17 protein-coding genes and 1 pseudogene are annotated in these 23,785 nt (G+C 60.2%); 12 read left to right on the plus strand and 6 right to left on the minus strand.

Annotation, left to right across the window (positions count from 1 at the left end; translation table 11 throughout):
- Window positions 1-198: 198 nt before the first annotated feature.
- Both J3R75_RS01545 and J3R75_RS01550 read right to left on the minus strand, forming a co-directional pair.
- Window positions 199-1,503: an RNA-binding domain-containing protein gene (locus J3R75_RS01545; RefSeq protein WP_307259505.1), complete on the minus strand. Its 1,305-nt coding sequence runs from the start codon at window positions 1,501-1,503 to the stop codon at window positions 199-201.
- 60 nt (window positions 1,504-1,563) lie between these two features.
- On the minus strand, window positions 1,564-3,984 hold the full coding sequence (locus J3R75_RS01550) for an MFS transporter (protein WP_307259507.1): 2,421 nt from the start codon (window positions 3,982-3,984) through the stop codon (window positions 1,564-1,566).
- 230 nt (window positions 3,985-4,214) lie between these two features.
- Between J3R75_RS01550 and J3R75_RS01555 the strand changes: the two genes are divergently transcribed.
- The 4 genes from J3R75_RS01555 to J3R75_RS01570 all read left to right on the plus strand — a co-directional run bounded on the left by J3R75_RS01555 (window position 4,215) and on the right by J3R75_RS01570 (window position 8,996).
- On the plus strand, window positions 4,215-5,549 hold the full coding sequence (locus J3R75_RS01555) for an ATP-dependent 6-phosphofructokinase (RefSeq protein ID WP_307259509.1): 1,335 nt from the start codon (window positions 4,215-4,217) through the stop codon (window positions 5,547-5,549).
- 6 nt (window positions 5,550-5,555) lie between these two features.
- Window positions 5,556-6,074 carry an NUDIX hydrolase gene (locus J3R75_RS01560; protein WP_307259511.1) on the plus strand — a complete coding sequence of 173 codons (519 nt, stop codon included), beginning with the start codon at window positions 5,556-5,558 and terminating at the stop codon, window positions 6,072-6,074.
- Between the two features lie 227 nt (window positions 6,075-6,301).
- On the plus strand, window positions 6,302-6,676 hold the full coding sequence (locus J3R75_RS01565) for an acyl-CoA thioesterase (protein ID WP_307259513.1): 375 nt from the start codon (window positions 6,302-6,304) through the stop codon (window positions 6,674-6,676).
- A gap of 379 nt (window positions 6,677-7,055) precedes the next feature.
- Window positions 7,056-8,996, plus strand: a complete 1,941-nt coding sequence (locus tag J3R75_RS01570; protein WP_307259515.1) for a hypothetical protein — start codon at window positions 7,056-7,058, stop codon at window positions 8,994-8,996.
- A 586-nt stretch (window positions 8,997-9,582) separates the two neighbouring features.
- On the opposite strand, the gene J3R75_RS01575 is transcribed toward J3R75_RS01570, so the two are convergent.
- Genes J3R75_RS01575 through J3R75_RS01585 form a run of 3 tightly spaced genes read right to left on the minus strand, consistent with a single transcriptional unit; the run spans window position 9,583 to window position 11,507 of the window.
- On the minus strand, window positions 9,583-10,266 hold the full coding sequence (locus tag J3R75_RS01575; RefSeq protein ID WP_307259517.1) for a hypothetical protein: 684 nt from the start codon (window positions 10,264-10,266) through the stop codon (window positions 9,583-9,585).
- Between the two features lie 21 nt (window positions 10,267-10,287).
- On the minus strand, window positions 10,288-10,917 hold the full coding sequence (locus J3R75_RS01580) for a hypothetical protein (RefSeq protein WP_307259518.1): 630 nt from the start codon (window positions 10,915-10,917) through the stop codon (window positions 10,288-10,290).
- Window positions 10,918-10,958: 41 nt separating this feature from the next.
- Complete coding sequence (locus tag J3R75_RS01585) at window positions 10,959-11,507, minus strand: RNA polymerase sigma factor (protein WP_307259520.1); 549 nt, start codon at window positions 11,505-11,507, stop codon at window positions 10,959-10,961.
- Window positions 11,508-11,631: 124 nt separating this feature from the next.
- Here J3R75_RS01585 and J3R75_RS01590 point away from each other — a divergent pair, with 124 nt between their 5' ends.
- The 8 genes and pseudogenes from J3R75_RS01590 (at window position 11,632) to J3R75_RS01620 (ending at window position 22,302) form a co-directional block, all read left to right on the plus strand.
- The gene (locus tag J3R75_RS01590) at window positions 11,632-13,461 is read left to right on the plus strand and encodes a transglutaminase-like domain-containing protein (RefSeq protein WP_307259522.1); all 1,830 of its coding nucleotides are present in this window, start codon (window positions 11,632-11,634) and stop codon (window positions 13,459-13,461) included.
- Window positions 13,462-13,847: 386 nt separating this feature from the next.
- Window positions 13,848-14,846: an ROK family protein gene (locus J3R75_RS01595; RefSeq protein WP_307259524.1), complete on the plus strand. Its 999-nt coding sequence runs from the start codon at window positions 13,848-13,850 to the stop codon at window positions 14,844-14,846.
- A 105-nt stretch (window positions 14,847-14,951) separates the two neighbouring features.
- Complete coding sequence (locus J3R75_RS01600; RefSeq protein WP_307259526.1) at window positions 14,952-17,042, plus strand: DUF6785 family protein; 2,091 nt, start codon at window positions 14,952-14,954, stop codon at window positions 17,040-17,042.
- 617 nt (window positions 17,043-17,659) lie between these two features.
- Entirely contained in the window at window positions 17,660-18,373 is a 714-nt protein-coding gene (locus J3R75_RS01605) for a prepilin-type N-terminal cleavage/methylation domain-containing protein (protein WP_307259528.1), read from the plus strand.
- A gap of 238 nt (window positions 18,374-18,611) precedes the next feature.
- Window positions 18,612-19,070: pseudogene (locus J3R75_RS19795) on the plus strand (RpiB/LacA/LacB family sugar-phosphate isomerase); the annotation flags it as partial.
- Window positions 19,071-19,106: 36 nt separating this feature from the next.
- Window positions 19,107-20,354, plus strand: coding sequence for a serine hydroxymethyltransferase (gene glyA / locus J3R75_RS01610; protein ID WP_370882382.1), 1,248 nt, complete (start codon window positions 19,107-19,109; stop codon window positions 20,352-20,354).
- 308 nt (window positions 20,355-20,662) lie between these two features.
- Entirely contained in the window at window positions 20,663-21,718 is a 1,056-nt protein-coding gene (locus J3R75_RS01615) for an alpha-L-fucosidase (protein ID WP_307259532.1), read from the plus strand.
- A 191-nt stretch (window positions 21,719-21,909) separates the two neighbouring features.
- Complete coding sequence (locus J3R75_RS01620) at window positions 21,910-22,302, plus strand: GxxExxY protein (RefSeq protein WP_307259533.1); 393 nt, start codon at window positions 21,910-21,912, stop codon at window positions 22,300-22,302.
- A gap of 882 nt (window positions 22,303-23,184) precedes the next feature.
- Here the strand turns inward: J3R75_RS01620 and J3R75_RS01625 are convergent.
- A complete protein-coding gene (locus tag J3R75_RS01625) occupies window positions 23,185-23,730 on the minus strand; it encodes a GNAT family N-acetyltransferase (protein WP_307259535.1) in 546 nt (181 codons plus the stop codon).
- Between the last annotated feature and the right edge of the window lie 55 nt (window positions 23,731-23,785).

Raw genomic sequence — 23,785 nt, forward strand, 5'->3', positions numbered from 1 at the left:
GCCAGCAACCACGTGAACTTTTTCCACACTACCCCCGAACACCCCTTTCGCGCGGCCCTATCACCGCCTCACAGACACACCGGATCGCGGCCGGTCGCCGCAAAACCACCATCTGCACAACGTCAGCACAAGCGCACGAATTGGCCCCGAGCCTGCCTTTTTCGCCGGCGGCACCCCGTCGTTTACCCGCACATCATTTTACTCGCTGCTGGGCAGCAGGCCATGCCGCAAAAACTGGTCGAGGTGCTTTTTCAGGCGGGTTATATCGGCCTTGTCCATAGTCACATTGAAACGCTCACAAAGCTCCTGGAAGACCTTCGCAGTCACGTCCACCGCCGCTCCTGCCTCCAAATCACCCGCGCTGCGCTCCTTCTGCACGTCCACATCAGGGATGTAACAGCGATGCTCGCCATTGATCGAGCCGTTCACGATCCCCGTCATACACGCCTCATTGGTGTTACCCAGACGAAAGACCAAATTCAATATCTCCTCGGCATAATTCAGGCTCGAATAAAACTGGCCGGCAAGCACAATCGTCACCAGCGTCAGCCGAAGTATGTCATCCGCCAGAATCCCGCCGTCGCGCTGCTCCAGCGGCACCGCGCAGTACAGCATACCGGCCTGATAGACCTCCCAGTAACTGGCGGGACTGCCGTCCGCCCGCAGTTGATGACCACGCAAGGACTCGTTGGCCGCGTAGATCGTCGCCGGCTGCTGACGACCATTGCGCGGAAAATCCTGCAACCGGGGACGATCAAGACTCTCCAGAGCCCGGCGCACGTCCGTTAGGCTGCGCGCCGCCAAAGCGCGACGCGGGTAGATGATCGCCTCAAACAACGGCTGATTACGCATGGCCGCAACGCCCAAACGCTGGGTCGCCTGCGCACGACTGCGACTGACCAGTGACGCAAACACGTCGTCGTCATTGGGCTCCACTGCCTGGCGGTCTTCATACAGAATGCCCCGCAGCATCCGCCCCAGCAGCTGCCGCTGGTTGCGCAAGGCGCGCTGAATCAGGCCCTGCAGCTCCGAGGCGCGATACGCCGCGCGACTCCGCGCATCCGGCGTGCGCACGTAAAAAACCCCGCGCTGCAACTCGTCGTCACAGGCGTCACCACAGACGTGCGGAATGTCCTTGAAAGGATAGACCACCAGCACCACGTAACGCTTGCCGTCCAACTCCGGCCGCACGAGGTCAAATTCCACCGCCGGATCGGCATAGCGATTAATCGTCTGACCGACATTGCTCGGGTCGAAGGAGCTGGCCTGCTTCTCGTCAAGACCGCTATACACGGTCGGGTTACCACTACTGTCCTCCCCGACACCGACGACGACATAGCCGCCAATGGTGTTGGCCAAGGCCATCGCATGGCGGGCAAATTTGGCTCTGCCGACACGCCCAATCCCATTCCAATCCTGAGGCCCCTTGAAGTCAATCTGCTGATTCTCAAGACCGCAGTAGATGATTTCACGCCAGTCGTCGTGAGTGTGACTCACTTTCATCGCCGTTCTCCCAACTCGCCGTCGGTGCTGCCTCCTCTGCTATGTGGCAACGCCCATCTTTCACCCGCCGCGAAGCAGGCCCTGTCGGCGAAGGCACCACTGGCGGAAAAAATGCAGAACCAAAAGAATATACACGACATCAAGCGCCCCGCCGTCAATGACCAGCATGTTGCACAACCACACGCCCACGCCCAAATGCGAGTCACGGCAGATCAGCATGTCCAACAGCACATCGCGATCAGTCACCGCCGTCAGCCCCAGATGCAGACTGGCCAACAGAATGCCACCCGAAATTAGCATTTCACCCGCCTGCCGCAGCTCGCCATTGGCATAGGCGTCCTCAAACTGTTCCAGGCATTCCGCACAACGGCGCCGCGCCGCGGCATCCGTCCCGGCCTTCTTGAGAAAGCTGCGCAGGTCGCTGAGGCACTCGGCAAAGGCCGACCCGCTGGGCTCTTTCTCTTCCTGAACCAACAATGCGTAAAAACGCCCACGGCCGCCAAGCAAATCACCCGCGGCAACCGCCAGCGAACGCCGCAACACCGGATTGCCCGAACTGCGCATGCGCGCCAGGATCTCAAACACCGCCGTCTCTTCATCCAGACTGGCCAGAGCCTCGCCGGAACTGGACAGCAACTGGGGGTTGTCACTGCTGCGCAGGGTCTCCAGCAGCGCGTCCGCCGCCCGACGGTCGCCAAGGCAGCCCAGCGTCAAGGCGATCTCGCGGATGGTCTCCTGGTCCCCGACCTTCATCTTGGCCAACAGCGCGTCAACCACGCCGGGCTGGCGACTGCTCCGCAAGGCCCGCGCTATTGCCGGTGCCAAATCGCTGTCCGGATCCGCCAGTTTGTCCAGCAACACCTGCACGGCCGCGTCCGTGCCAATGCGCCCCAACGCCGCCACCGCGTTCTGGCGCACCAGCATGGACGGATCGTCCAGCTTCTCGCGCAAATCATCCACCGCGTAGGACAAACGCAGGGTGCCGGCCTGCGTAACCGCCCGGGCGCGCTCCTTCGCACTCACTGCGCCGCTGAATAACATGATGTTCTGAATGACCCCCATCACCCGCAGGGGATTGCCCATGAAGGTGCTCACCGGCAACTCGCCGTGGCCCTTTTGGACCTTGCGCAACAGCGGCAAGGCAATGAGCCAACAAATCAACATGTGCAGCAGGACCAAAACGTGCTGATACGAAAACGGCAGCCCGAAAGGCAGCAACAACCCAAAATCCGTCTGCTCCCACAGGTCCATCACCACGCCGCCCAACACCGGCCCAAGCGCTCCCATTAGGCCCACCACCGTCCAGTGCAAGGCCATCGCCAAAGTACGATTCTCGGGAGTCGTCGTCGCACTGCATAGGGTGATCTGAACCAGGCCCGTACACGAGTAAAACGCCGCCGCAAAAAAGTTGCCCGCAAACAGCACCACGATGATCTTCGGCACCACCGGCTGCCCCGGCAAAAAGGCCAGCGCCACGTCACCCGCCGGTGCCAGCCACCACGCCAACGCAAACACCGGCGCCACCACGAACATCAACATGCACGCCGTGCGATTGCCAATGCGATCCATGATCCGGCTCCACACATAGCTGGCAACCACACAGCCCAAAGCCGTGCTGATGAACAAGGCCGATAAATCACTGTATTTCGCCCCGCACTCACGCTTCAGATACACCTCGCCAAATCGCGCAAAGCCCAAACTGAAATTCCACATCCCAAAGGCCAGCGTCACCCACAAAAAATCGCGATTGCGGAACGGCTCGCGCAAACTCGCCAACACCTTCCCCGTCAGATTCACTCGGCGCCGCTGCGGCTCCGGCACGGTCGTGTGCAACAGGATATCGGCGCAGCCGAAGGTCGCCGCCAACAGGTACACCAGGGCAAAACCCACCATGGTCTCACTGGAGTCTTTTCCACCCCACTCCGCATCCAGAAGCCAACCCGCAATCACCATGCTCAACAAATTCGCCAGCATCACCACGCTCTGCCGTATGGACCAAAATCGCCCCCGCACCCGTTCGGGAATTAGGTCCATCATCCAGCTGTACCACGACGCCGTCCCCGCCGACGCCAGCATGGAACTGATCGTCACCACCGCCAACAAAAACCAGCCAACCCGCGGATCACGACCAAAATGCAACGCCAGAAATACCGGCGCAAACCACAACAAGCGATGCGGTATCAGAACCCAAAACCAGAATTTCTTCCGGCTCGCCACCCGCTCGGCAACCAGTGCCGATGGTATCTGCATCACCATCGCCAGGCTCTGCACCATCGCCATCAGGCCAATGACCACGCCGGCGGCGCCAACGCGCTCCATAAACATGATCAGCGGCATGCCCAAGGCCAGCGCAAACCACGACTGCCCCAAAGCACCGGCAGCCATGTTCACCACCATGCCACGACGGATCGCTACCGGCGATAAACGCTTCCCGTTGATGTCCAGCACCGTGGCTGATCTGGTCGTTGCTGCTGTGGTCATGTTTCTCTTGGCTGGCTGCTCGTGAACGCTGGACTCCGGACCAATCGCGCTTCCCCCGTCGCTAGGCCGGGACCCGTCCGCGCCGCGACAACCCTCTACTATAGCTGCCGAGCCTGCTTTATCACCCATGCCGTACCCCCCGGCGATTGGAAAAATCCCGTTCGCCGACGATCTTAAGGCGTTGCCCAAAACCGCTCATCGACCACACAGCAAAAGCAGGTACCGTGACCATGGATCCACAAAATATGAGTGTCGCCATCGAGGATATGTTCAACCTTGATTTCTCCATCCCCCGCGTCGGCACCCCCACGCTGGAATCACCCCTCAAGGACGTCATTTTCGTCGAAGACAGCGAACGCATCAGCTACTGCGCCGACCCTACCGCCAATGACTGCCTCCGCGCCAAGGGCATGCCCATACCGGCATTCATCGCCGCCGGCCCCCGCCGTCTGCTTTACCACGATGCCGCCTGGACCCGTGCCGCCATCGTCACCTGCGGCGGCCTCTGCCCCGGCCTCAACGACGTCATCAAATCCCTCGTCAATACCCTCTATTACGTCTATGGCGTCGACAATATCTTCGGCATCCAGTACGGCTACAGCGGCCTGGTGCCGTCTTTCGGCCTCAAGCCGATCAGTCTCACCCCCGACGTCGTCGACGCCATCCACACCACCGGCGGCACCATCCTTGGCTCATCCCGCGGCGAGCAATCCACCGAGGAAATCGTCCGCACCCTCGACCGTCTCAACATCAACATCCTCTTCACCATCGGTGGCGACGGCACCCAGCGCGGCGCCCACGACATCGCCGTCGAACTCAAAAAACGCAACCTGCCCATTTCGGTCGTCGGCATCCCCAAGACCATTGATAATGACCTGAATTTCATGGACAAGACGTTCGGCTTTGAAACTGCCGTGCAGGAAACCGGTCCCATCATCAGCTGCGCCCACAATGAGGCCAAAGGCGCCTTCAATGGCATCGGTCTTGTCCGCCTCATGGGCCGCGACTCCGGCTTCATCGCCGCCAATGCCAGCCTCGCCAACTCGTTGGTCAACTTCTGCCTCATCCCCGAAGTCGAATTCCAGCTCCGCGGCGAACACGGCTTTCTTGAAGCGCTCGAACACCGGCTCCTGCGCAAACACCACGCGGTCATCGTCGTCGCCGAAGGCGCCGGCCAGAACCTCATTACCGACGACAGCGCACCGCAAAAGGACAAATCCGGCAATATCCTCCACAAAGACATCGGGCTCTTCCTCAAAGACATGATCATCAAATACTTCAAGGAACGCAAGATCGAGATCTCCATGAAGTACTTCGACCCCAGCTACATCATTCGCTCCACGCCGACCTGCGGCATGGACTCCATTTTCTGCCTCAACCTCGCCCAGCACGCGGTGCACGCCGCTATGGCTGGCATGACCGACCTCGTCGTCGGCAACTGGCAGGGCTATTTCACCTACGTGCCCATACCGCTGGCAACCATGGCCCGCCGCAAAATCGACCCGCGCGGCCAACTCTGGCAGAGCGTCCTGCTCACCACCCGCCAAAACCAGGACTGGAAATAACCCGTAGTGCCTACCACCCACGGCGAAATGTTCGAGATCATCAATGACGCCGGCGAGGTCATTGGCATCGCCCCTCGTCGCTGCTGCCATGGCAACCCCGCTCTCCGACACCGCGCCGCACACGTCGTCGTCATGGCCAGCGATGGCCGCGTCCTCCTCCAAAAACGCTCCCCCCACAAGGACATCCAGCCCGGCAAATGGGACAGCGCCGTCGGCGGCCACCTCCAGCCCGGCGAAGATTTCCACGCCGCCGCCCTCCGCGAAATGGCCGAGGAAATCGGCGTTAACGCCGAAGCCGGCCAGCTCGAACAGCTCTTCGATATGAGCATCTGCAACCAGCTCGAAAGCGAAGTCGCCCGAGTCTTCGCCATCACCTGCGATGGGCCATTCACCGCGCCAGCTGACGAAATCGACGAACTGCGCTTCTGGTCCTGGCCGGATATCAACGCCGCCAACGGCACCGGCGTCTTCACCCCCAACTTGGAAAATGAACTCGCCCTCCTCCACCAACACCTCGCCCACTAAGTCACCCTCCCAACGCCACCAGTGTCCGCCAACCGCCCAGATAGCCCCACACCGCCCAGATAGCCCCACACTGCCCAAGCAGCCGCCAAACCGCCCAAGCAACCGCCAAACCGCCCAAGCAACCGCCAAACCGCCCAAGCAACCGCCAAACCGCCCCAGATAGCCCCACACCGCCCAAGTAGCCGCCAAACCGCACCAAATTGCCCCCGTCCTCCGGAGTATCTGCCATGGACTTCTACACCATCGTTCGCCCCGAACACCTCAACCAGTACGGCTATCTCTTCGGCGGCAACATGCTCAAGTGGGTCGATGAATATGCCTACATCGCCGCCCTGCGCGAATTCCCCAGCTGCCGCTTCGTCACCCGCGCCATGGACACCGCGTCCTTCACCCAAAGCGTCAACAACGGCGCCCTCCTCGCCTTCCATATCAACCGCGCTCACATGGGCAATACCTCCGTCACCTACAAGGTCGACGTCCACGCCCGCAATCTCCAGGAACACGACTGGTACGATGTCTTCAATATCGCCGTCACCATGGTCGCTATCGACCGCAACGGCCATAAACAGGCACTACCCGAACCCATCGACGTCAACGGCTGACCAAACCGCACGGCGTGCCGTGCGCCCACGGAACCTTCGCGGCTTCATATCGGCAGCGTGAATTGCCGCGCAGCGGCAAGACATGCCGCCTCTTTCCTGCCTTCTTCGCGCCTTCGCGCCTTCGCGTGAGAAAAAAGAACCGCACGGCGTGCCGGGCGCCCACGGAACCTTCGCGCCTTCTTATCGGCAGCGTGACTTGCCGCGCAGCGGCAAGACATGCCGCCAACAAAGGGGCGACCGGCCGGTCGCCCCTACAAATTCGCGCCTTCGCGGCTCCGCGTGAGAAAAATTGGCCGCCGCGCAGGCCGCCGCGGGAAAACCGGCCGAGGTCATCGCCGCAAACCGGCGACGGCTCAATCTGGCCGTGGATTTTCCCGGCATGCGTGAAACCGCAGTGCAAACCGCCGATCTGCTGCTCGCCGAGAAGCAGCCGCGCGAGGCTTTCGCACTTTTTCTCCGCGCTCTCGACAGCGGTCTCGACCGCTGCTTTTCCACCACCGCCCGCCTAGCGGAAAATCAGCGCCAGCTCAATCTGGTCGCCAGGCCGCCATCGCCGGACATCACCCGGCGCGCGTTGGCCGGCGTCAACCAATGCCTCGTTTCGCTCGTTCCCGCCGACGCCCTGCCGCCCGAAAAACTCGAGTCGCTGAGCGCCGCCTGGAACCAAGCCCTGGCCGCCACCTACCGCCCAGACATCGGCACGGCAGCGCCTTTCATCGCGTTAAGCGAGTCAGGTCTGCCCGCTTCCTGGCGTCTACTATGTCATTGGCAGACGGCCAGCGCCTTGCTCCGCGAAGGAAATTTCCGTGAAGCAAAAGGGCTCATCCGTGCGTTGCCGCCAGTCAACACAATTCCTCTTGCCGAGTATTTTTCCTACATTGATGGTCTGGCTTGCATGGATGAAGGAAATTTTCGCGAAGCCGCCTCGCGCCTGCAAAATTGCCATCCCTCCGCCTGCCCAGTCTTGGCCTCAACAGTGCTGCTGGCCCTGGCCGAAAGCCTGGAGGCTTCCCTTGAGCTGATCCAGGCAGGAGAGGCTTTTCGCAAACTCACCAATACCCCCGTTCTCTGGCACCGGAAAGAAGCCGAATATGCCCTAAAGAGATTGGCGGTATTGAGGAACATGGAACGTGCCCCACAGGAACAAAGGCCGATTGTTCCGCTGCATGATGACCGATCCACCCGAGGAAACTGGCCGCTCGGCTATGGCATGATTTTCCATCTCCTCGCCGCCCATAATTTTCGCACGGATTATAGCGGCGGGCTCGGCGACAAACTGACATGCCGTTTCAGAACTGGAAATCCTTCGGAAAAAGGCAGGCTGTGGGTGACCAGCAAGTCGGTGAACGATGCCGCCGCGCTGTGGAATCCGCAGCGCCGGACGCGAATGGCCGCCAACCGCGACGACCACGGCGAGCAAAACCCACTGGGGACGGGTCCCGACTTGCTGCTCACCTGCCGCATCCCGGAAGGCGTTCATCTCCTCTCACTGTATTTCGTCAATGACTACCACTACTACGAACAAAACAGAGCTTACACCGTCACTGTCGCCGATGCCGAGCAGCGGCTTCTTTGCGTAACGCATGTCCGCAACTTTGGCGGTGGATTGTATAAGCGCTTCGCAGTCAGCGGGCCCGCCAGTCTTCAATTTCGGATATGGCGAAACATGAGCATCAATGTGCTTCTGTCGGGAGTGTTTCTGGATACCCCGTCCCTGCCTGATCCGCCTGCTTGTTTATCTGCTGCCGGACAGAACGAGACTTTGGCGACTCGCTACGCATCTCTGAGACTTGCCCTCGCATCCGCCACGCCAACGGACTTTCCAGCGTTGCTTGCGGAAAGCGACGCGTTGCTGGACTCTCTTTCCGCAACAACAGCGGGCGTGTCGCCAGAAAGCACCGCGCGGCACTGGATGATTTCCCAACTCCTGCGTTTGACCGGAATGCCTGTTCATGGGGTCAAGGCCCTGGAGGCTGCCCTGGCCAACTATGCCAATCCCGAGGATGTTTACCGGCTTGTCATGGACTCTTTCGCAGATAGGGCCGCCAGTCAGCCATCACTGGCCTGGCACCAGCCCGGCAACCATGAACTCGACATCCTTTGGCGTCGTTATTTTGCTCTCCTTGACCAGCAAGCCAAACTGAAGTGGACCCCAAGTCAAGGACAAAAACGAACGAATTATCAGTGGGCTCATGGATTCACGCAGGCATTTGGCTGCGAAGCCGCAGGCCGCATCTCCGCAGGAGAGCGGCTGAGCAGCCCTAAATTGAAGTCCGCCCCGCAGGGGGCGGAAGTGTGCCATTCGTCCGGCGTCTGGTAGCCGAGGGCCTCGTGCAGGCGGCGTTGGTTGTAAAAGTCTCCTATGAAACCCGCTGCCGCAAAGGTCGGCGGAAATCATGGTCCAATTGCTGGGCGGCGGTTGGCCGTGGGTTTCCTGCAAATTGTCCCCGGTGTTTTCCTCACCGGGGTGGTTACTGACCGATTACTATTCGGCGCAATCTGCGGACAAAAACAAAGGGCGGGCACACCGGCCCGCCCCTACATCGAGGTCATCCGAAAACTATATTTGCCTGCCGTAAGCGTGCTTTCCGTCTTTCTTTAGCCATAAAATAGCCATGACTTCTGCGAAAACAGCGTGAAAAGCCCGGTCCGACCCCTCAGCTGCTGACGCTCAGCGCCTTGCGGCAAACGCGAAGCGATTGCCGCAAGGCGCTGAGCCGAAAAGGGATAGGTGGGGGAGCGCGAGGGGGAGGAAAGGGCCAATGGGCCGCAGACCTGCACCGCAGGTGCAGGGATAGTCTGATAGCCGCGCAGCGGCGGCCCGAGCGAAGCGAAGGGTATTTTCCTCCCCCTCGCAAAACCCAACTATGCTTTTCGGACAGGCTCTACATCGCGTGGTATAAAAGCTATTCACCCGGTGGCGGCGGCGGCGGCGGCGGCGCATCATCGCGACCCTGCGGCGGCGGCGGCGGGGCATCGTCACTGGGCGGGCCGGGCATACGGCCGCTGCCGCTGAGGAAATACTCCAGGCGCTGGGCCAGAATCTCGCTTTCCTTGGCTTCCATGGCGGTCAGGCGTTCCTGCAGGGCCTCCAGGCGCTTCTTGGAGTCCGCCAGCATGACATCAAAGCTCTCTTTGACAGCCGCTTCCAGCTCGACTTTCAGCTTGGCCTTCTCCTCGTCAGTGGCGGCTTCGCGGTACTGCTTACCCAGATCGCGGCATTTCTGCTCCAAGGCGCCGAGCTTGCTGTTGCGCATAGGCCCTTGCGGCAGCATCTTGCCAATTTCCTTATAGTAGGCCATACGGTCGCTTTTGCCCAGCGCTTCCAACCGCTCGTATTCCTTCGGGTCATCCTTCTTCAGCTTTTCCATCAGTTCGCGGATGTCCGCGCCGCGTCCCCAGCGTTCGCCGGGGCGGCGCCAATGCCGTCCTTCGCGCCCATCGCCAGGGCCGTCCTTCTCGACGTCCTGCATTGCCCCCGGCGCCTCTGGCGGCGGTGGCGGCTCTTGCGCTGCCAGCTCGGCCGTCGTCAGCCAGCATGCGGCGCTCATTGCGACTGCCAGCAGCCAGGTCCTGGTTATCGTGTACATAGTGACCTCCGTTTCTTTGCCTTACATATCACCTAACAACTCGAATTCCAATGCCATCAGCTTCTCCCGAAAGTCCTCCAGACGGCGCTCCGTCATCCCCGGATCAAGCTGGGACGATGACGTTGCCGGCGCCTCCAACGACTCCCTGACACCCGCAATCAGCTGCGCAATGCCTTCTTCGAGATCATCCATTTCCACGTCCGTCATGGCCACGCCAAGCAGCCACAGATCGTCGTCACTCGCCACCGGCAACGCTTCACCAGCAGCCGCAGCCACGACCGGCACCGCGAAGGTCTGTTCGCCGCCGGCGGCGATTGTCATGCCGCCTGGCGTCGGCGTTTCCGGCGGCAGGCGCAACCACATGCCCAGCAGCACCAACGCCGCAACGGCCAGGGGTGCCAGCACACCGCCGCCAACGCGCAACAGCCGCCGCCAACGCCGCTGACCCGCCATGCGCTCATGCACCGCCGCCAATACCCGCTGGTCAAGCGCCGTGCTCGGGTGCACCGCATCCGCTGCCTCACCCAGGGCTAAGGCCTGCATCCGCGCAAAGCGCTCGCAGGCCGCACACTGGCCAAGGTGCTCGCGCGCTGCCGCGCTCAGTTCGCCGGTATTGCCGATCACTTCTACTTCCACATCATCGCATTTCATCGTGCACCTCCTCGGCTGTTTGTCGCCGTTGCATCTAAATATCACAAATACTCCGCCAGCATCCCGCGCAGGTTCTTGATCGCGTAGTGCATTCGCCCCAACACGGTATTCAGGTTGGTCTGTTGCATCTCGGCTATTTCCTTGAAACTCACGCCGCGTTTCCGCAGCATCAGCACCTCGCGCTGTTCCGCCGACAGACGTTCCGTCGCCGCCGCCAGCGCTTCGTCAAAGGCCTCGCGATCCATCTCGGCATGCACCGGGGCGGCTTCCGAGGCCAATGTCTCCGGCAACTCGGTCATCGGCGCCCGGGAACGGCTGCGATAGTAGTCCATCACCAAATTGTGCGCAATGCGACACAGCCAGGCCAGCAATTTCTGCTGATCCGTGTAACGCGACCAGTTGCTTACCGCCTTCACCCACACCTGCTGAAATATGTCATCAACCTGCGATGACTCCGTCGGCATCAGCTTGTGAATGTACGAATACAGGGGCAGGCGATAGCGCTGGTACAACACCGCAAAGGCGTCCTCGTCGCCCGCACGGCTCTTCGTTACCAAGTCCATGTCATTTAGTTCGGCCAATTTGCCCATCAGTGCGCACCTCTGGCAATAAAACGACCAATCGCTGCTTATATTGCAAACAAACGCCCGGAATTGCCGTCAAACATCACAATGATTACCCCCAAGACCGCCACCACCAAACAACGGTGACAACATGATGCCATTGACCTGCACAAAACCGGCCACCCCCAGACATGTCCGACCGCGCCACCCGTGGCCGGCCACGCTGCTGCTGGCCCTGTTTGTCGCCACCGGCGCCGGCAGCGGCCACGCCAACGACACCCTTGCCATCAAACTCAGCTCGCCGCCAAAAAGCAACGAGTTGCGCGCCGCCCGCTGCCAGGTCATCAGCGCCGGCGCCTGGGCAGACGGCACTGTCGCCCACGGCGAACAACTCGCCAAACTCATGAAACGCAACAACGGCCGCCTCCCGACCAGAAATCTCGCGCCGCTCCACGGCCTCTGCGACAACATCATCCTCTTCCAGCTCCTGCAAAGCGCCATGGCCAATACCGCCGCGCCACTATCGGAGTCTTTCGTCACCTGGCTCTTCGGTGACGACCACCGCAGCACGGCCTTCCTCGAACAAGTCGACCCGCAACACGATAATCTGCCCAGAGTCATCGCCATTCTCGCCGAACTCCACCGGCTGGAAACACGCGACCCAGATGCCTTCTTCCCCCTCATGCTGGCCATCAGCGTAGTCTGGGACAGCCCACGGCCGCCTCTCCACGCCCAAATCGCCAGCCCGTCACTGCTCAGCCCCGAAGCAGTCATCGGCAATCTCTACACCTTCTTCCGCGATACCTACGCGTCGCCGCGCACAGCCATGCCACTGCGCAACCTCACCGTCAGCGCCCTCACCTACGTCGTCGATACGCCCGTGCCCATTTCCGAGCTCGCTTGGCTCCAGGAAAACGTCCGCCCACGGCGCTGGGACGACATCTTCGCGGCCATCCGCTACGACGACGCCCGCGCCCAGCTCGGTCAGTACTCGTGGAACAACGGCCCCTACAGCGTCGCCGCCATCCAGCAACGCGGCGGCATCTGTGTCGATCAGGCGTACTTCACCACCCTGGCCGCCCGCGCCCACGGCGTGCCCGCCATCTTCTTCGCCGGCAGCGGCAACAGCGGCGGCCACGCCTGGCTCGCGATCATGGAGCGCAATGGCAACTGGGAAATGGACATCGGCAGATTCCGCACCGGTGGCTTCACCACTGGCCATGCCACCGACCCGCAAACCGGCAGCAGCATCAGCGACCACATGCTCGCGTACACCTGCAGCCGCACTTTGCAAGCCAACCGCAGCAGCAAGGCCGATGAACTCACCCGCAGCGCCGTCGTCCTCGACAGCGCCCACTACCGCCAGGCCGCCATCGTCGCCGCCGAAATGGCGACCCAGACCCTGCCAACCCACCTCGCCGCCTGGAACCTCCGCGAACAATGGGCAGAACCCAACAGCAAGGAACGACTCGCCGTCCTCGACCAATGCGCCAGCGCCCTCAGGCAATACCCCGATGTCGTCGCCAGCGTCCGCATCCGCCAGGCCGCCATCCTCCGCGCCCAAAACCAACACCAACAAGCCGATCGACTCCTCAAAACCCTCCCCGCCAAAGTCGGCCGCCGCGACGACCTCGCCCGTGCCGTCGGCATCGACCAAGTCGATGCCGCACTGGCCCAAAACAAGCCCGAGGAAGCCCGCAAAATCCTCGAAAAACTCCTCACCCAACAGAAAAACCAGGGCGCAAAAACCTTCGGCCTCGTCGAAACCTACCTCAATCTCACCCGCGATACCGACCAAACCAACGAAGCCGTGCGCTTCCTCAAACGATACCTCCCCAGCCTGCAACGACACTCCGACCAAAACATCGACCGCGACCCACGTTTCACCAATATCTTCGATCAGTTCCTCTACCAGGCATATATCAACAACGGCGATGATAAACAGGCCGAACGTCTCCTCAAACGCGCCCAACGCAAATAATGCCGCCGGGACGGCGGCGCTCCCCGAAGTCCCCGACGTCGGCCAAGCAGCCCCCGAAGTCCCCGACGTCCGCCAAGCAGCCCCCGAAGTCCCCGACGTCCGCCAAGCAGCCCCCAGCATCCAATGCGTCAATCCCCACAAGTCCCCAGCGTCCCCATGGTCCAATCCATGGGACCATGCCTCATGAGTCGTGAGTCCTCGCCCCTGCGCTGCCGCCGCCAATCAGTCCCACCGGTCCCGGGCGTCCCCACAGTACCAGGTCCCCTCGCTCTTTTCACCTCCTGACGGTTGCGGGAAAGCCATCGGCTAGTACATTATCCGGCATTCGTTCCCATACACTAACAAAAGCCTCTCTTTTCCCTGAACCAACCAAGCAAGGAAGTACCATGAGCAGCGATAACACCAACGTCCTCGGCATTGATATCGGCGGAACCAAAATTGCCGTCTGCATCACTGACGCAAAAGGCAATATCCTGGCCAGCGACCGCATCGCCAGCGGTGCTGCCGCACCCTACGAAGAAGCCCTGCCACAGGTCGTCTACCTCGCCCAGGCGCTGATCAAAAAGGCCGGTCTCAAGCACGACGACATCAGCGGCTGCGGCATCTGCGCCCCCGGCCCCCTCGACATGGCCGGCGGCCGCATCATGAAGTCCCCCAATATGTCGTGGGACGCCGTGCCCATCCGCGACGACCTCGTCGCCGGCCTCAGCATGCCCGTCTTCATGGACAACGACGCCAACGCCGGTGTCCTCGCCGAGTGGTTTTTCGGCTGCGCCAAAGGCAAAACCGATGTCATCTACCTCACCATGAGCACCGGCGTCGGCGGCGGCATTGTCGCCGGCGGCAAACTCCTCGCCGGCACCACCGGCATTGCCGGCGAGCTCGGTCATATCGTCCTCGACCCCAACGGCCCCCTCTGCGGCTGCGGCCAACTCGGCTGCCTCGAAGCGTTCTGCGGCGGCCGCAGCGTCGCCCTGCAGTTGCAGGACAAACTCCGCTTCCGCCCCGACCACGCCATGTACCGCCTGCCCGATGTCCAGGGCAAGCTCGAAAACCTCAACTTCCAGGCGGTCCGCGAAGGCGCCAAACTCGGCATTCCGCTCGCCGTCGAAATGTGGAACGAAATCTGCCTGCGCCTCGCCCAGGGCATCGGCATCTGCATGGTCACCTTCAACCCGCAGATGATCGTCCTCGGCACCGCCGCCTTCTACGCCGGCGACTTCATGCTCCAGCCCGTCCTCGCCCAACTCCCGCGCTTCGCGTGGAAGGAATTCCGTGACAGCTGCGAGGTCTGCATCACCGGCCTCGGCCCCAAAGTCGGCGAGCTGGCTGGCGCCTCGGTCGCCCTCAACGGTCTCTACGAAGCCGGCAAAATCACTCTGTGAGCCGCTGCTCCGCCAACACCTGATCGCCCGGGGAGCGGATGACATCGTCCGCTCCCCGTATGTTTCCGCAACGTCCTCGCCTGCTCAACCGGGGGAATGCCACTCATGACCAAGCGCGCCATGCTGTTAGGCTTGCTCGCCGTGCTCTTCATCTGCGGCACCGGCTATATCAATGACCGGGTTCTCAACCTCGAAAGCATCAGCAACGGCCACCAGCTGCCCATTCTCGTCATCGGCATTCTCATGCTGGTCGTCCTCGCCATCAATCCCCTGCTGGGACGGCGACGCCTGCGCAGCGCCGAACTCGCCCTGATCGTCACCCTCAGCGCCTGCTCCTGCGGCATCCCCGGCCGCGCCCTCATGGAGCAGTTCGCCCAGATCGTCGTCATGCCCTACCACTGGGAACGCATCACCCCGGGCTGGCAAAGCAAAAATATGCTCGAGTACTTCCCCGCCGGCTCCCTCGTCGATCCCGAGCCGCAGGACGAAGTCGTCAACCGCTTCGTCACCGGCTCCGACAAGGCGGTCCGGCCCGCCGAGTCCTTCCACGAGTGGCTCGGCATCAAGCTCAGGCAAGTGCCCTGGCAACAATGGCGGCCACCGCTGTTCACCTGGCTGCCGCTCATCTTCCTGACCACCATCGCCATGGCCTGCATGGGCCTCGTCGTCCACCGGCAATGGGCCGACCACGAGCATCTCCAATACCCCATCGCCGATTTCACCAACGCCATCCTCGCCCAAGACGAGGGCAAGATCTACAACCAGCTCTTCCTCAACAAGCGCTTCTGGCTCGGCTTCGCCATCGTCTTGGCCATCCGCGTCAACAACGGCCTCTACCAGTGGTTCCCCGAAGAGATGATCCCCGTGAAAATGACCCACTCGCTCTGGCCCTTCGCCGCCAAATGGCCCGCACTACACCGCAACCCCTGGGCCTACGGCCTCATGCGCATCGAATTCTTCCCCCTAGTCACCGCCTTCGCTTTCTTCCTCAGCTCGGAAATATCCTTCACCCTCGGTGTCTCGCAAATCCTCTGGGCCTGCTTCTGCATACCCGTCGTCGGCCTCGGCATCAGCATGAACACCGACTACGAAATCGGCGGTTGGCAAGGCTGGCACCGCGCCGGCAGCTACACCGCCTTCACCATCATGCTGCTCTACTCCGGCCGGCACTACTACCTCGGCGTCCTCAAAGAAGCGCTCTTCCTCAGCAAACTCACGCTGCGACGGCATGCCGCTGCCGTCTCCAGCGCGGGCCGCAGCGCCCCCGGCGCTGCCACCGCCATGCGCATCCTCATGATCAGCTGCCTGGGACTTTTCCTCCTCACCGTCCGCCTCGGCCTGACCTGGCCCATCGCCATCGGCGTCATCGCGCTCATGCTCATGATCTTCCTCGTCGTCGCGCGCATCAGCGCCGAAACCGGCATGTTCTTCATCCAGCCCGGCTGGCAGCCCTTCGGCGCCCTCATGGCCCTCTTCGGCGGCTTCGCCATCGGGCCGACAGCAATCGTCATCTCCTCGCTCTTCTGCGCGGTGCTCTGTGTCGACCAATGCCAGGCGCTGCTGCCCTACTTCATCAACGGCCTCAAACTGGGCGATCGGACCCGCATCAGCCCCGTCGCCATGACCCGCGCCGTCCTGGGCACCTACCTCATCGGCATCATCGTCGCCGTCTTCACGGTCATCATTGTCTCCTACGACTTCGGCACCCCTGTCCAATACCACTGGTCCTACCAACGTCTGCCGACCCTGCCCTTCCGCGCCGCCGAACCGGTTCTCCTCCAGCTCAAGGCCACCGGCACCCTCGAGGCATCCGAAGCCCTGACCGGCTGGCAGCGCCTCCTCGCCATCCAGCCCAGTTCGACCTTCCTCTGGGCCGCCGGCATGGGCTTCATCGGCGTCCTCCTCTTCAGCATCCTCCGCCTGCGCCTGCGCTGGTGGCCCCTGCATCCATGCATGTTCCTCATCTGGGCGACCTACCCCATCACCGTCATGTCGCACGCCATCCTCTTCGGCTGGCTCATCAAAAAACTCTGCGTGCGCTTCGGCGGCAACCGCCTCGTCCTCCAACTCAAACCGCTGGCCGTCGGCGTCATCGCCGCTGACATCGTCGGTGCCCTCATCTTCATGATCGCCGGCGCCATATTCTTCTTCGTCACCGGCGATCAGCCCAAATCATACCGCTACTTCCCACGCTGACCCCATCCGCAAATAACAGCACCCAGCCCCGCCGGCAAGCGCCCTCTCGCCGGCTTTTTTGTAATCGATCAGTGACCACCCCGGCGGGGAATACACCGGGGACAATTTGCAGGAAACCCACGGCCAACCGCCGCCCAACCATCCGACCTTGATTTCCGCCGACCTTTGCGGCAGCGGGTTTCATAGGAGCGATTGATAATGGCCGGTCTCAGAGGACGACTGGGACCATGGGGACGACTTGGCGACGGCGCGCACTGGGGCGAGGACTCACGGACTCATGAGGCATGGTCCCATGGATTGGACCGTAGGGACTTTCTGGACCATGGGGAAGGACGCCCTGGACACCGGGGACCGGTTGTGGACTACTTGGACGCCGGGAACTGAATGGCGGTGTCCATAGCGTCCATGGTGTCCATAAAAACGCCCACAGGGTCCCGCCAGTCAAGAGGCGGCACTGGCAACCGGCTATTCTCAATGACTGACCGATCACGTTTTTTTTTTTGCCCGACAGCTGCTGCCCCTTGTTGCTATACTGACAAGGTGGTATAATGACTCGTGCCTATCGTTTGCGACCATGTGATATAACCCCACCACACGTCTGCGAAGGGATCTTAGTCATGAAACGTTGCTTCACCCTCATCGAACTGCTCGTTGTGATTGCGATCATCGCCATCCTGGCCGCCATGCTCCTCCCGGCACTCTCCAAAGCCCGCGAGAAATCCCGCGCCATCGCCTGTGTCAACAACCTAAAGCAAATCGGCGTGCAGTGCGCCCTCTACGCCAGCGACAATGACGACAACATTCCCGTCAAATTCACTTACGGCCAAAACGTCAACCACTGGGGCGTCTGCCTCATGTACGGCCTTACCGGCAAAACGACGCTGGACAAAACCTTCTTCTGCCCCAGCGCCATGCCACCAACCCTAAGCACCACCAATTCTTACGGCCAGCGCTATAACACCACCCTCTTCGGCAGCGCCTGGGAAAGCACCCAGGGTAACCCCAGTATAACCAGTTCCGTCACCGTCGGCGGCTCCGCTCAGACCGCGGCTTGCCTCAGCCAGATCAAGGCCACCCAGCCCAGCAGCTACCCGCATGTCTTCGACTCGATCTTCTTCACTAGCCTGGCCGCACCCAACGGTGGCGCATCCGCCTACTGCGTCTACTCCGGCAACCGCGGCATCGTCTTCCGCCATAACGGCGCCACCAACTCACTATTCCTTGACGGCCACGTCCTCAGTGCCACCATCGGCACTTTCAAAGCCGCAATGGGCCCCGGTGCCGATTTCACCAATATCCTGGTCAAACCCGATGCGTCAGGATACCTCTAAGCGACGCCCCATAAAGCCCCGCCGTTAGCGGCCGTGTCAGCAACCACCAACGCCCGCCAGGCCAACCCGCAAAGAGCCCGGCGAGCGTTGTTTTTTGCCCTTGAGGGGTTACATTTACTGCTTCATTTTTGCCACCGTTTTTGACTAGCACGGCGGCATTTTATCCCCGCAGCCCAGGCCACCCACTCGCGGCTTGGACTGGCTTGTGACGACATGGAGCGAAAGGGCGTGTGTGACCATGAGTGCATTTTCTGACTGGCAGGGCAAAGCGAACGACATCATCATCGGCGTAGCCTCGGATCACGGCGGCCTGCCCAAAAAACAACTCCTGCTTCCCGCCCTGCAGAAAAAAGGCATCAAGGTCGTCGACCTCGGCCCCTGCACCCTCGATCCCGAAGACGACTACACCGACTTCGCCGTCAAAACCGTCCAGGCCCTGCGCCAGCAATCCATCACCTGCGGCATCCTCATCTGCCGCAGCGGCGTCGGCATGTCCATTGCCGCCAACCGCTTCCACGGCATCCGCGCCGCACTCTGCGACACGCCCAAAAAGGCCCAGCTTAGCCGCAGCCACAACGCCTCCAATATCCTCGTCACCGGCGGCGACAATATGAGCGACACCGACTTCATGGCCACCGTCGACGCCTGGCTGGCAACGCCATTCTCCTACGAGGAACGCCACATCCGCCGCCTGCGTAAGGCCGAAACCCTCACTTACGATCCCAACGCCGCGCTGAGCGCCGTCGATCCCGAAATCGCCGCTATCATGGCCCGCGAGCAAGATCGCCAAAACCGCAGCCTCGAGCTCATCGCCTCCGAAAACTTCGCCAGCGCCGCCGTCCGCGCCGCCGCCGGCTCCGTCATGACCAACAAATACGCCGAGGGCTACCCCGGCAAACGCTACTACAATGGCTGCGTCCATGTCGATGAAGCCGAAAGCCTCGCCATTGCCCGCGCCTGCAAACTGTTCGGCGCCGAGGCCGCCAACGTCCAAGCCCACTCCGGCAGCCAGGCCAACATGGGCGCGTACTTCGCAGTCCTCAACCCCGGCGATACGGTCCTGGCCATGCGCCTCGACCACGGCGGCCACCTCACCCACGGCCACGGCGTCAATTTCAGCGGCAGGACCTACAATTTCGTCGGCTACGGCGTCTCTCCTGAAACCGAAATGCTCGACTACGACGAGATCGCCCGCCTCGCCTATGAAAACAAGCCCCGCCTCATTCTCGCTGGTGCCAGCGCCTACCCCCGCACCATCGACTTCGCGCGGCTCCGCGCCATCGCCGATGAAGTCGGCGCGCTGCTCATGGTCGACATGGCCCACATCGCCGGTCTCGTCGCCGCCGGCATCCACCCCAGCCCAGTGCCCTACTGCGATATCGTCACTTCGACCACCCACAAGACTCTCCGCGGCCCCCGCGGCGGCCTGATCCTCGCCAAAGCCGACTTGATGAAAAAGATCAACTCGCAGATCTTCCCCGGCATCCAGGGCGGCCCGCTGATGCACATCATCGCCGCCAAGGCCGTGTGCTTCCACGAAGCCCTGCAGCCGTCTTTCGCCGCCTATCAGCGCCAGCTGGTCAAAAACGCCGCCTGTCTCGCCAGCGAGCTCCAGAACCGCGGCTTCCGCATCGTCTCCGGCGGCACCGACAACCACCTCATGCTCGTCGATCTGCGCCCCAAAGGCGTCACCGGCAAAGCCAGCGCCACCGCTCTCGACAAGGCCGACATCACCGTCAACATGAATCTCATTCCCTTCGACCCCGAGAAGCCCTTCATCACCAGCGGCGTCCGCATCGGCACCCCCGCCGTCACCACCCGCGGCATGAAAGAACCCGAAATGCGCGATATCGCCCGCCTTATCGCAAAAGTCATCGACAATATCAACGACGAGGCCATCTACGGCGCCGTCCGCGAAGAAGTCGCACTTCTCACCGCCCGCTTCCCAATGCCCGAATTCGTCTCCGAATGGGATGACTGACAGCAACGCGCACGATCAACACAGGAATAATCTGCGCTAATCTGCGCTAATCTGCGGATAATAAAATCTTCATCCGACGTCCAGTCTTGCCGCTCACCGGCAAGACCAGTCGCCAAAAATCTGCGGATATAACAATCTGCGCTAATCTGCGGAATCTGCGGATAATAAAATCTTCATCCGGCGTCCAGTCTTACCGCCCACCGGCAAGACCGGTCGCCAAAAATCTGCGGTTTTAACAATCTGCGTTAATCTGCGGAATCTGCGGATAGAATAACTCCTGCATCAGCGGAAAGAAAAGGTAGTCAACGATGGGATCAGTGCCCCACCCGACCATGTTCCAAAATGACGACGGCGTCTACGATGCGACGCCGACCTACCTCTTCGACCACGCCGAACTCTACCGCAGCAACGCCCGCGAGGCCGGTTTGACCTGGTTCCGCGAAGCCCGCTACGGCCTCGGGGTCACCTACGGCCTGCATGCCCTCCTCGGCCGCGGCGAGAATGTCCAGCTCACCGACGACATCAGCGCCAGCGACTACCGCCGCCTCGCTGACCGCTTCACCGCCAGCCGTTTTGAGGCCAATGAAATCGTCGAATTCGCCATTGCCAGCGGCATGCGCTACGTGTCCTTCACCGCCCGCAGCAGCGACGGCTTCTGCCTCTTCAACTCGCAGCTCAGCGACTTCACCAGCGCCAAGGCCGCCGCCGGCCGCGACCTCGTCGGCGAAATGGCGTCCATCTGCGAATACCACGGCATCGGTCTCTGTCTCCAGTACTCCCACGGCCAGGCCTGGCATCACCCCAACGCACCCGGCTCCAAAGCCGACAAGGCCGCCATGGACCTCGATGCGTACCTGGAATATATGTCCGGCCAAATGCACGAGCTGCTCACCCAATACGGCCCTATCGCCGCCATCCGCCTCGACGGCATCGCCGCGCCACTGGCCGGCAACAGCCAGGACTACCGCTGCCAGGAGCTCTATGATCTCATCCACCACCTGCAGCCACAGACGCTCGTCTCCTACCAGCATGGACTCGTCGGCAGCGAAGACTTCTTCAGCGCCAATCACCAACTCCCTACCGAAAACGCCACCGACTGCGGCTTCTTCTTCACCCACAGCGACCGCCCCCAGGAACTGCACACCAGCCTCACCCCGGAATCATGGGGATTCCACGCCGAACAGGCCGGTAAACACCTCCGCGATAAACAAATCTGGGCCATGCTCGAACAAACCGCCCAACACCAGACAAATCTCCTCCTGAACACCGCCCTCATGCCCGACGGCTCCCTGGACCTGGAAGACATCGACGCACTGCTACCCGTCAGCCAACGCATCGAAGAACACGGCTTCCCACAAGCATAAGCTCTGTCTATCCGCAGATCCCGCAGATTTTTTCTATCCACAGATTTCGCAGATTAACACAGATTTTTTTTAGATATTGTTTTTGTTTGCAGTTAACAGCTTGCATTATTTGCAATCTAATGCAATATTATTGCAAACAATAACAAAGTGGAGTGTGCGCAATCTGTGTTGATGCTGGAAGTGATTTGCCCATGATGCTGCCGGGGGAAAACGTACCGCAAAGAGACGAACAGACCTATGCCATTATCGGCGCGGCTATGGCAGTCCATGCAGAATTGGGCAACGGTTTTCTGGAGGCTGTCTATCAAGAAGCATTGGAACTGGAATTTCAGTTACGCGGCATTCCGTATGAACGAGAGAAAACGTTACCTATACACTATCATGGTCAGCCGCTAAAGACTTTCTACAAAGTAGATTACGTCTGCTTTGGTGAGGTCATTGTTGAGCTGAAAGCGCTTGATGGCCTTACCTGCAAAGAAAACGCTCAGGTCATCAACTATCTCAAGGCATCCGGCATGCGCCGAGCACTGCTTTTGAACTTTGGCAGTAAGAGCCTTCAACACCAACGGCTCGTCTACAACTAGCGCTAACATGACTTCAATGCCAGAAAAGCTTTTTCCCTCCATGCTATCCCGAAATCTGCACTATCCTGTCTTGATTGCACGCAAGACAACCGCAAACTGCAATACTAGCCATACAGATCTAAAAAAAATCTGTGTTAATCTGCGTAATCTGTGGATAGAAAAAATCTGTGTTAATCTGCGTAATCTGTGGATAGAAAAATCTGCATTAATCTGCGTCATCTGCGGATAAAAACCTGTCTTGATTGCACGCAAGACAACCGCAAACTGCAAAACTAGCCATACAGATCTAAAAAAAATCTGTGTTAATCTGCGTAATCTGTGGATAGAAAAAATCTGTGTTAATCTGCGTAATCTGTGGATAGAAAAAATCTGCATTAATCTGTGTCATCTGCGGATAAAAACCTGTCTTGATTGCACGCATGACAACCGCAAACTGCAAAACTAGCCATACATATCTAAAAAAATAATCTGTGTTAATCTGCGTAATCTGTGGATAGAAAAAATCTGTGTTAACCTGCGTAATCTGTGGATGGAAAAAATCTGCATTAATCTGCGTCATCTGCGGATAAAAACCTGTCTTGATTGCACGCAAGACAACCGCAAACTGCAAAACTAGCCATACAGATCTAAAAAAAAATCTGTGTTAATCTGCGTAATCTGTGGATAGAAAAAATCTGTGTTAATCTGCGTAATCTGTGGATAGAAAAAATCTGCATTAATCTGCGTCATCTGCGGATAAAAACCTGTCTTGATTGCACGCAAGACAACCGCAAACTGCAAAACTAGCCATACATATCTAAAAAAATAATCTGTGTTAATCTGCGTAATCTGTGGATAGAAAAAATCTGTGTTAACCTGCGTCATCTGCGGATAAAAAAAGCTTTATCCCCCGTGCAGGTGCAAGTATTCGTCTCGGGTCATGGAATAGCACCAGTCGTCGTGCACGACGCCGTTCGCCAGCTGGCTACAGCGCCGCAGCACGCCCTCGAAGCTGAAGCCGCATTTTTCGATGACTCGCCGCGAGGCGACGTTGTCCTCGTAGTGGTAGCAGGCCAGCTGTGCAAACTGTAGGTCCACGAACGCGTAATGCAGCACCCGCAATGCCGCCTCGGTCATCAGACCGCGATGCCAGTAGTGTTTTGACAAGGAGTAGCCCAGCGCCCGCGCGTTGGCCACGGACCGTTTTTTGTCCTCTCCCAAGCCGATGGATCCGATCACCCGCTGATTTTCTCTGAGCACGATCGCCCACTGGTAGTCGCTGGGCATCAGCCCGTAGACGATCACGTTCAGGCTCTCTTCACGATTCGCATGCGGCAGCCACCCCGCATGCGGCCCGACATCCGGCAGGCGCGCGTACTCATAGAGGTCATCCACATCCCCGCGCGCCCAACGCCGCAATAGCAAACGTTCTGTACCCAATGTTTTCATCGACCGGATGAATGTCCTCGACGCCATGATATAGTTACCCCAAACGAGCTTCTGC

This window comes from Oligosphaera ethanolica (assembly GCF_030814695.1).
Lineage (GTDB): Bacteria > Verrucomicrobiota > Lentisphaeria > Oligosphaerales > Oligosphaeraceae > Oligosphaera > Oligosphaera ethanolica.

Bases quoted from the DNA above. Each gene is read 5' to 3' on its own strand.
- J3R75_RS01545 (WP_307259505.1), bottom strand. From the start codon at position 1,503: ATGAAAGTGAGTCACACTCACGACGACTGGCGTGAAATCATCTACTGC.
- J3R75_RS01550 (WP_307259507.1), bottom strand. From the start codon at position 3,984: ATGACCACAGCAGCAACGACCAGATCAGCCACGGTGCTGGACATCAAC.
- J3R75_RS01555 (WP_307259509.1), top strand. From the start codon at position 4,215: ATGGATCCACAAAATATGAGTGTCGCCATCGAGGATATGTTCAACCTT.
- J3R75_RS01565 (WP_307259513.1), top strand. From the start codon at position 6,302: ATGGACTTCTACACCATCGTTCGCCCCGAACACCTCAACCAGTACGGC.
- J3R75_RS01570 (WP_307259515.1), top strand. From the start codon at position 7,056: ATGCGTGAAACCGCAGTGCAAACCGCCGATCTGCTGCTCGCCGAGAAG.
- J3R75_RS01575 (WP_307259517.1), bottom strand. From the start codon at position 10,266: ATGTACACGATAACCAGGACCTGGCTGCTGGCAGTCGCAATGAGCGCC.
- J3R75_RS01580 (WP_307259518.1), bottom strand. From the start codon at position 10,917: ATGAAATGCGATGATGTGGAAGTAGAAGTGATCGGCAATACCGGCGAA.
- J3R75_RS01585 (WP_307259520.1), bottom strand. From the start codon at position 11,507: ATGGGCAAATTGGCCGAACTAAATGACATGGACTTGGTAACGAAGAGC.
- J3R75_RS01590 (WP_307259522.1), top strand. From the start codon at position 11,632: ATGATGCCATTGACCTGCACAAAACCGGCCACCCCCAGACATGTCCGA.
- J3R75_RS01595 (WP_307259524.1), top strand. From the start codon at position 13,848: ATGAGCAGCGATAACACCAACGTCCTCGGCATTGATATCGGCGGAACC.
- J3R75_RS01600 (WP_307259526.1), top strand. From the start codon at position 14,952: ATGACCAAGCGCGCCATGCTGTTAGGCTTGCTCGCCGTGCTCTTCATC.
- J3R75_RS01605 (WP_307259528.1), top strand. From the start codon at position 17,660: ATGAAACGTTGCTTCACCCTCATCGAACTGCTCGTTGTGATTGCGATC.
- J3R75_RS01615 (WP_307259532.1), top strand. From the start codon at position 20,663: ATGGGATCAGTGCCCCACCCGACCATGTTCCAAAATGACGACGGCGTC.
- J3R75_RS01620 (WP_307259533.1), top strand. From the start codon at position 21,910: ATGATGCTGCCGGGGGAAAACGTACCGCAAAGAGACGAACAGACCTAT.
- J3R75_RS01625 (WP_307259535.1), bottom strand. From the start codon at position 23,730: ATGAAAACATTGGGTACAGAACGTTTGCTATTGCGGCGTTGGGCGCGC.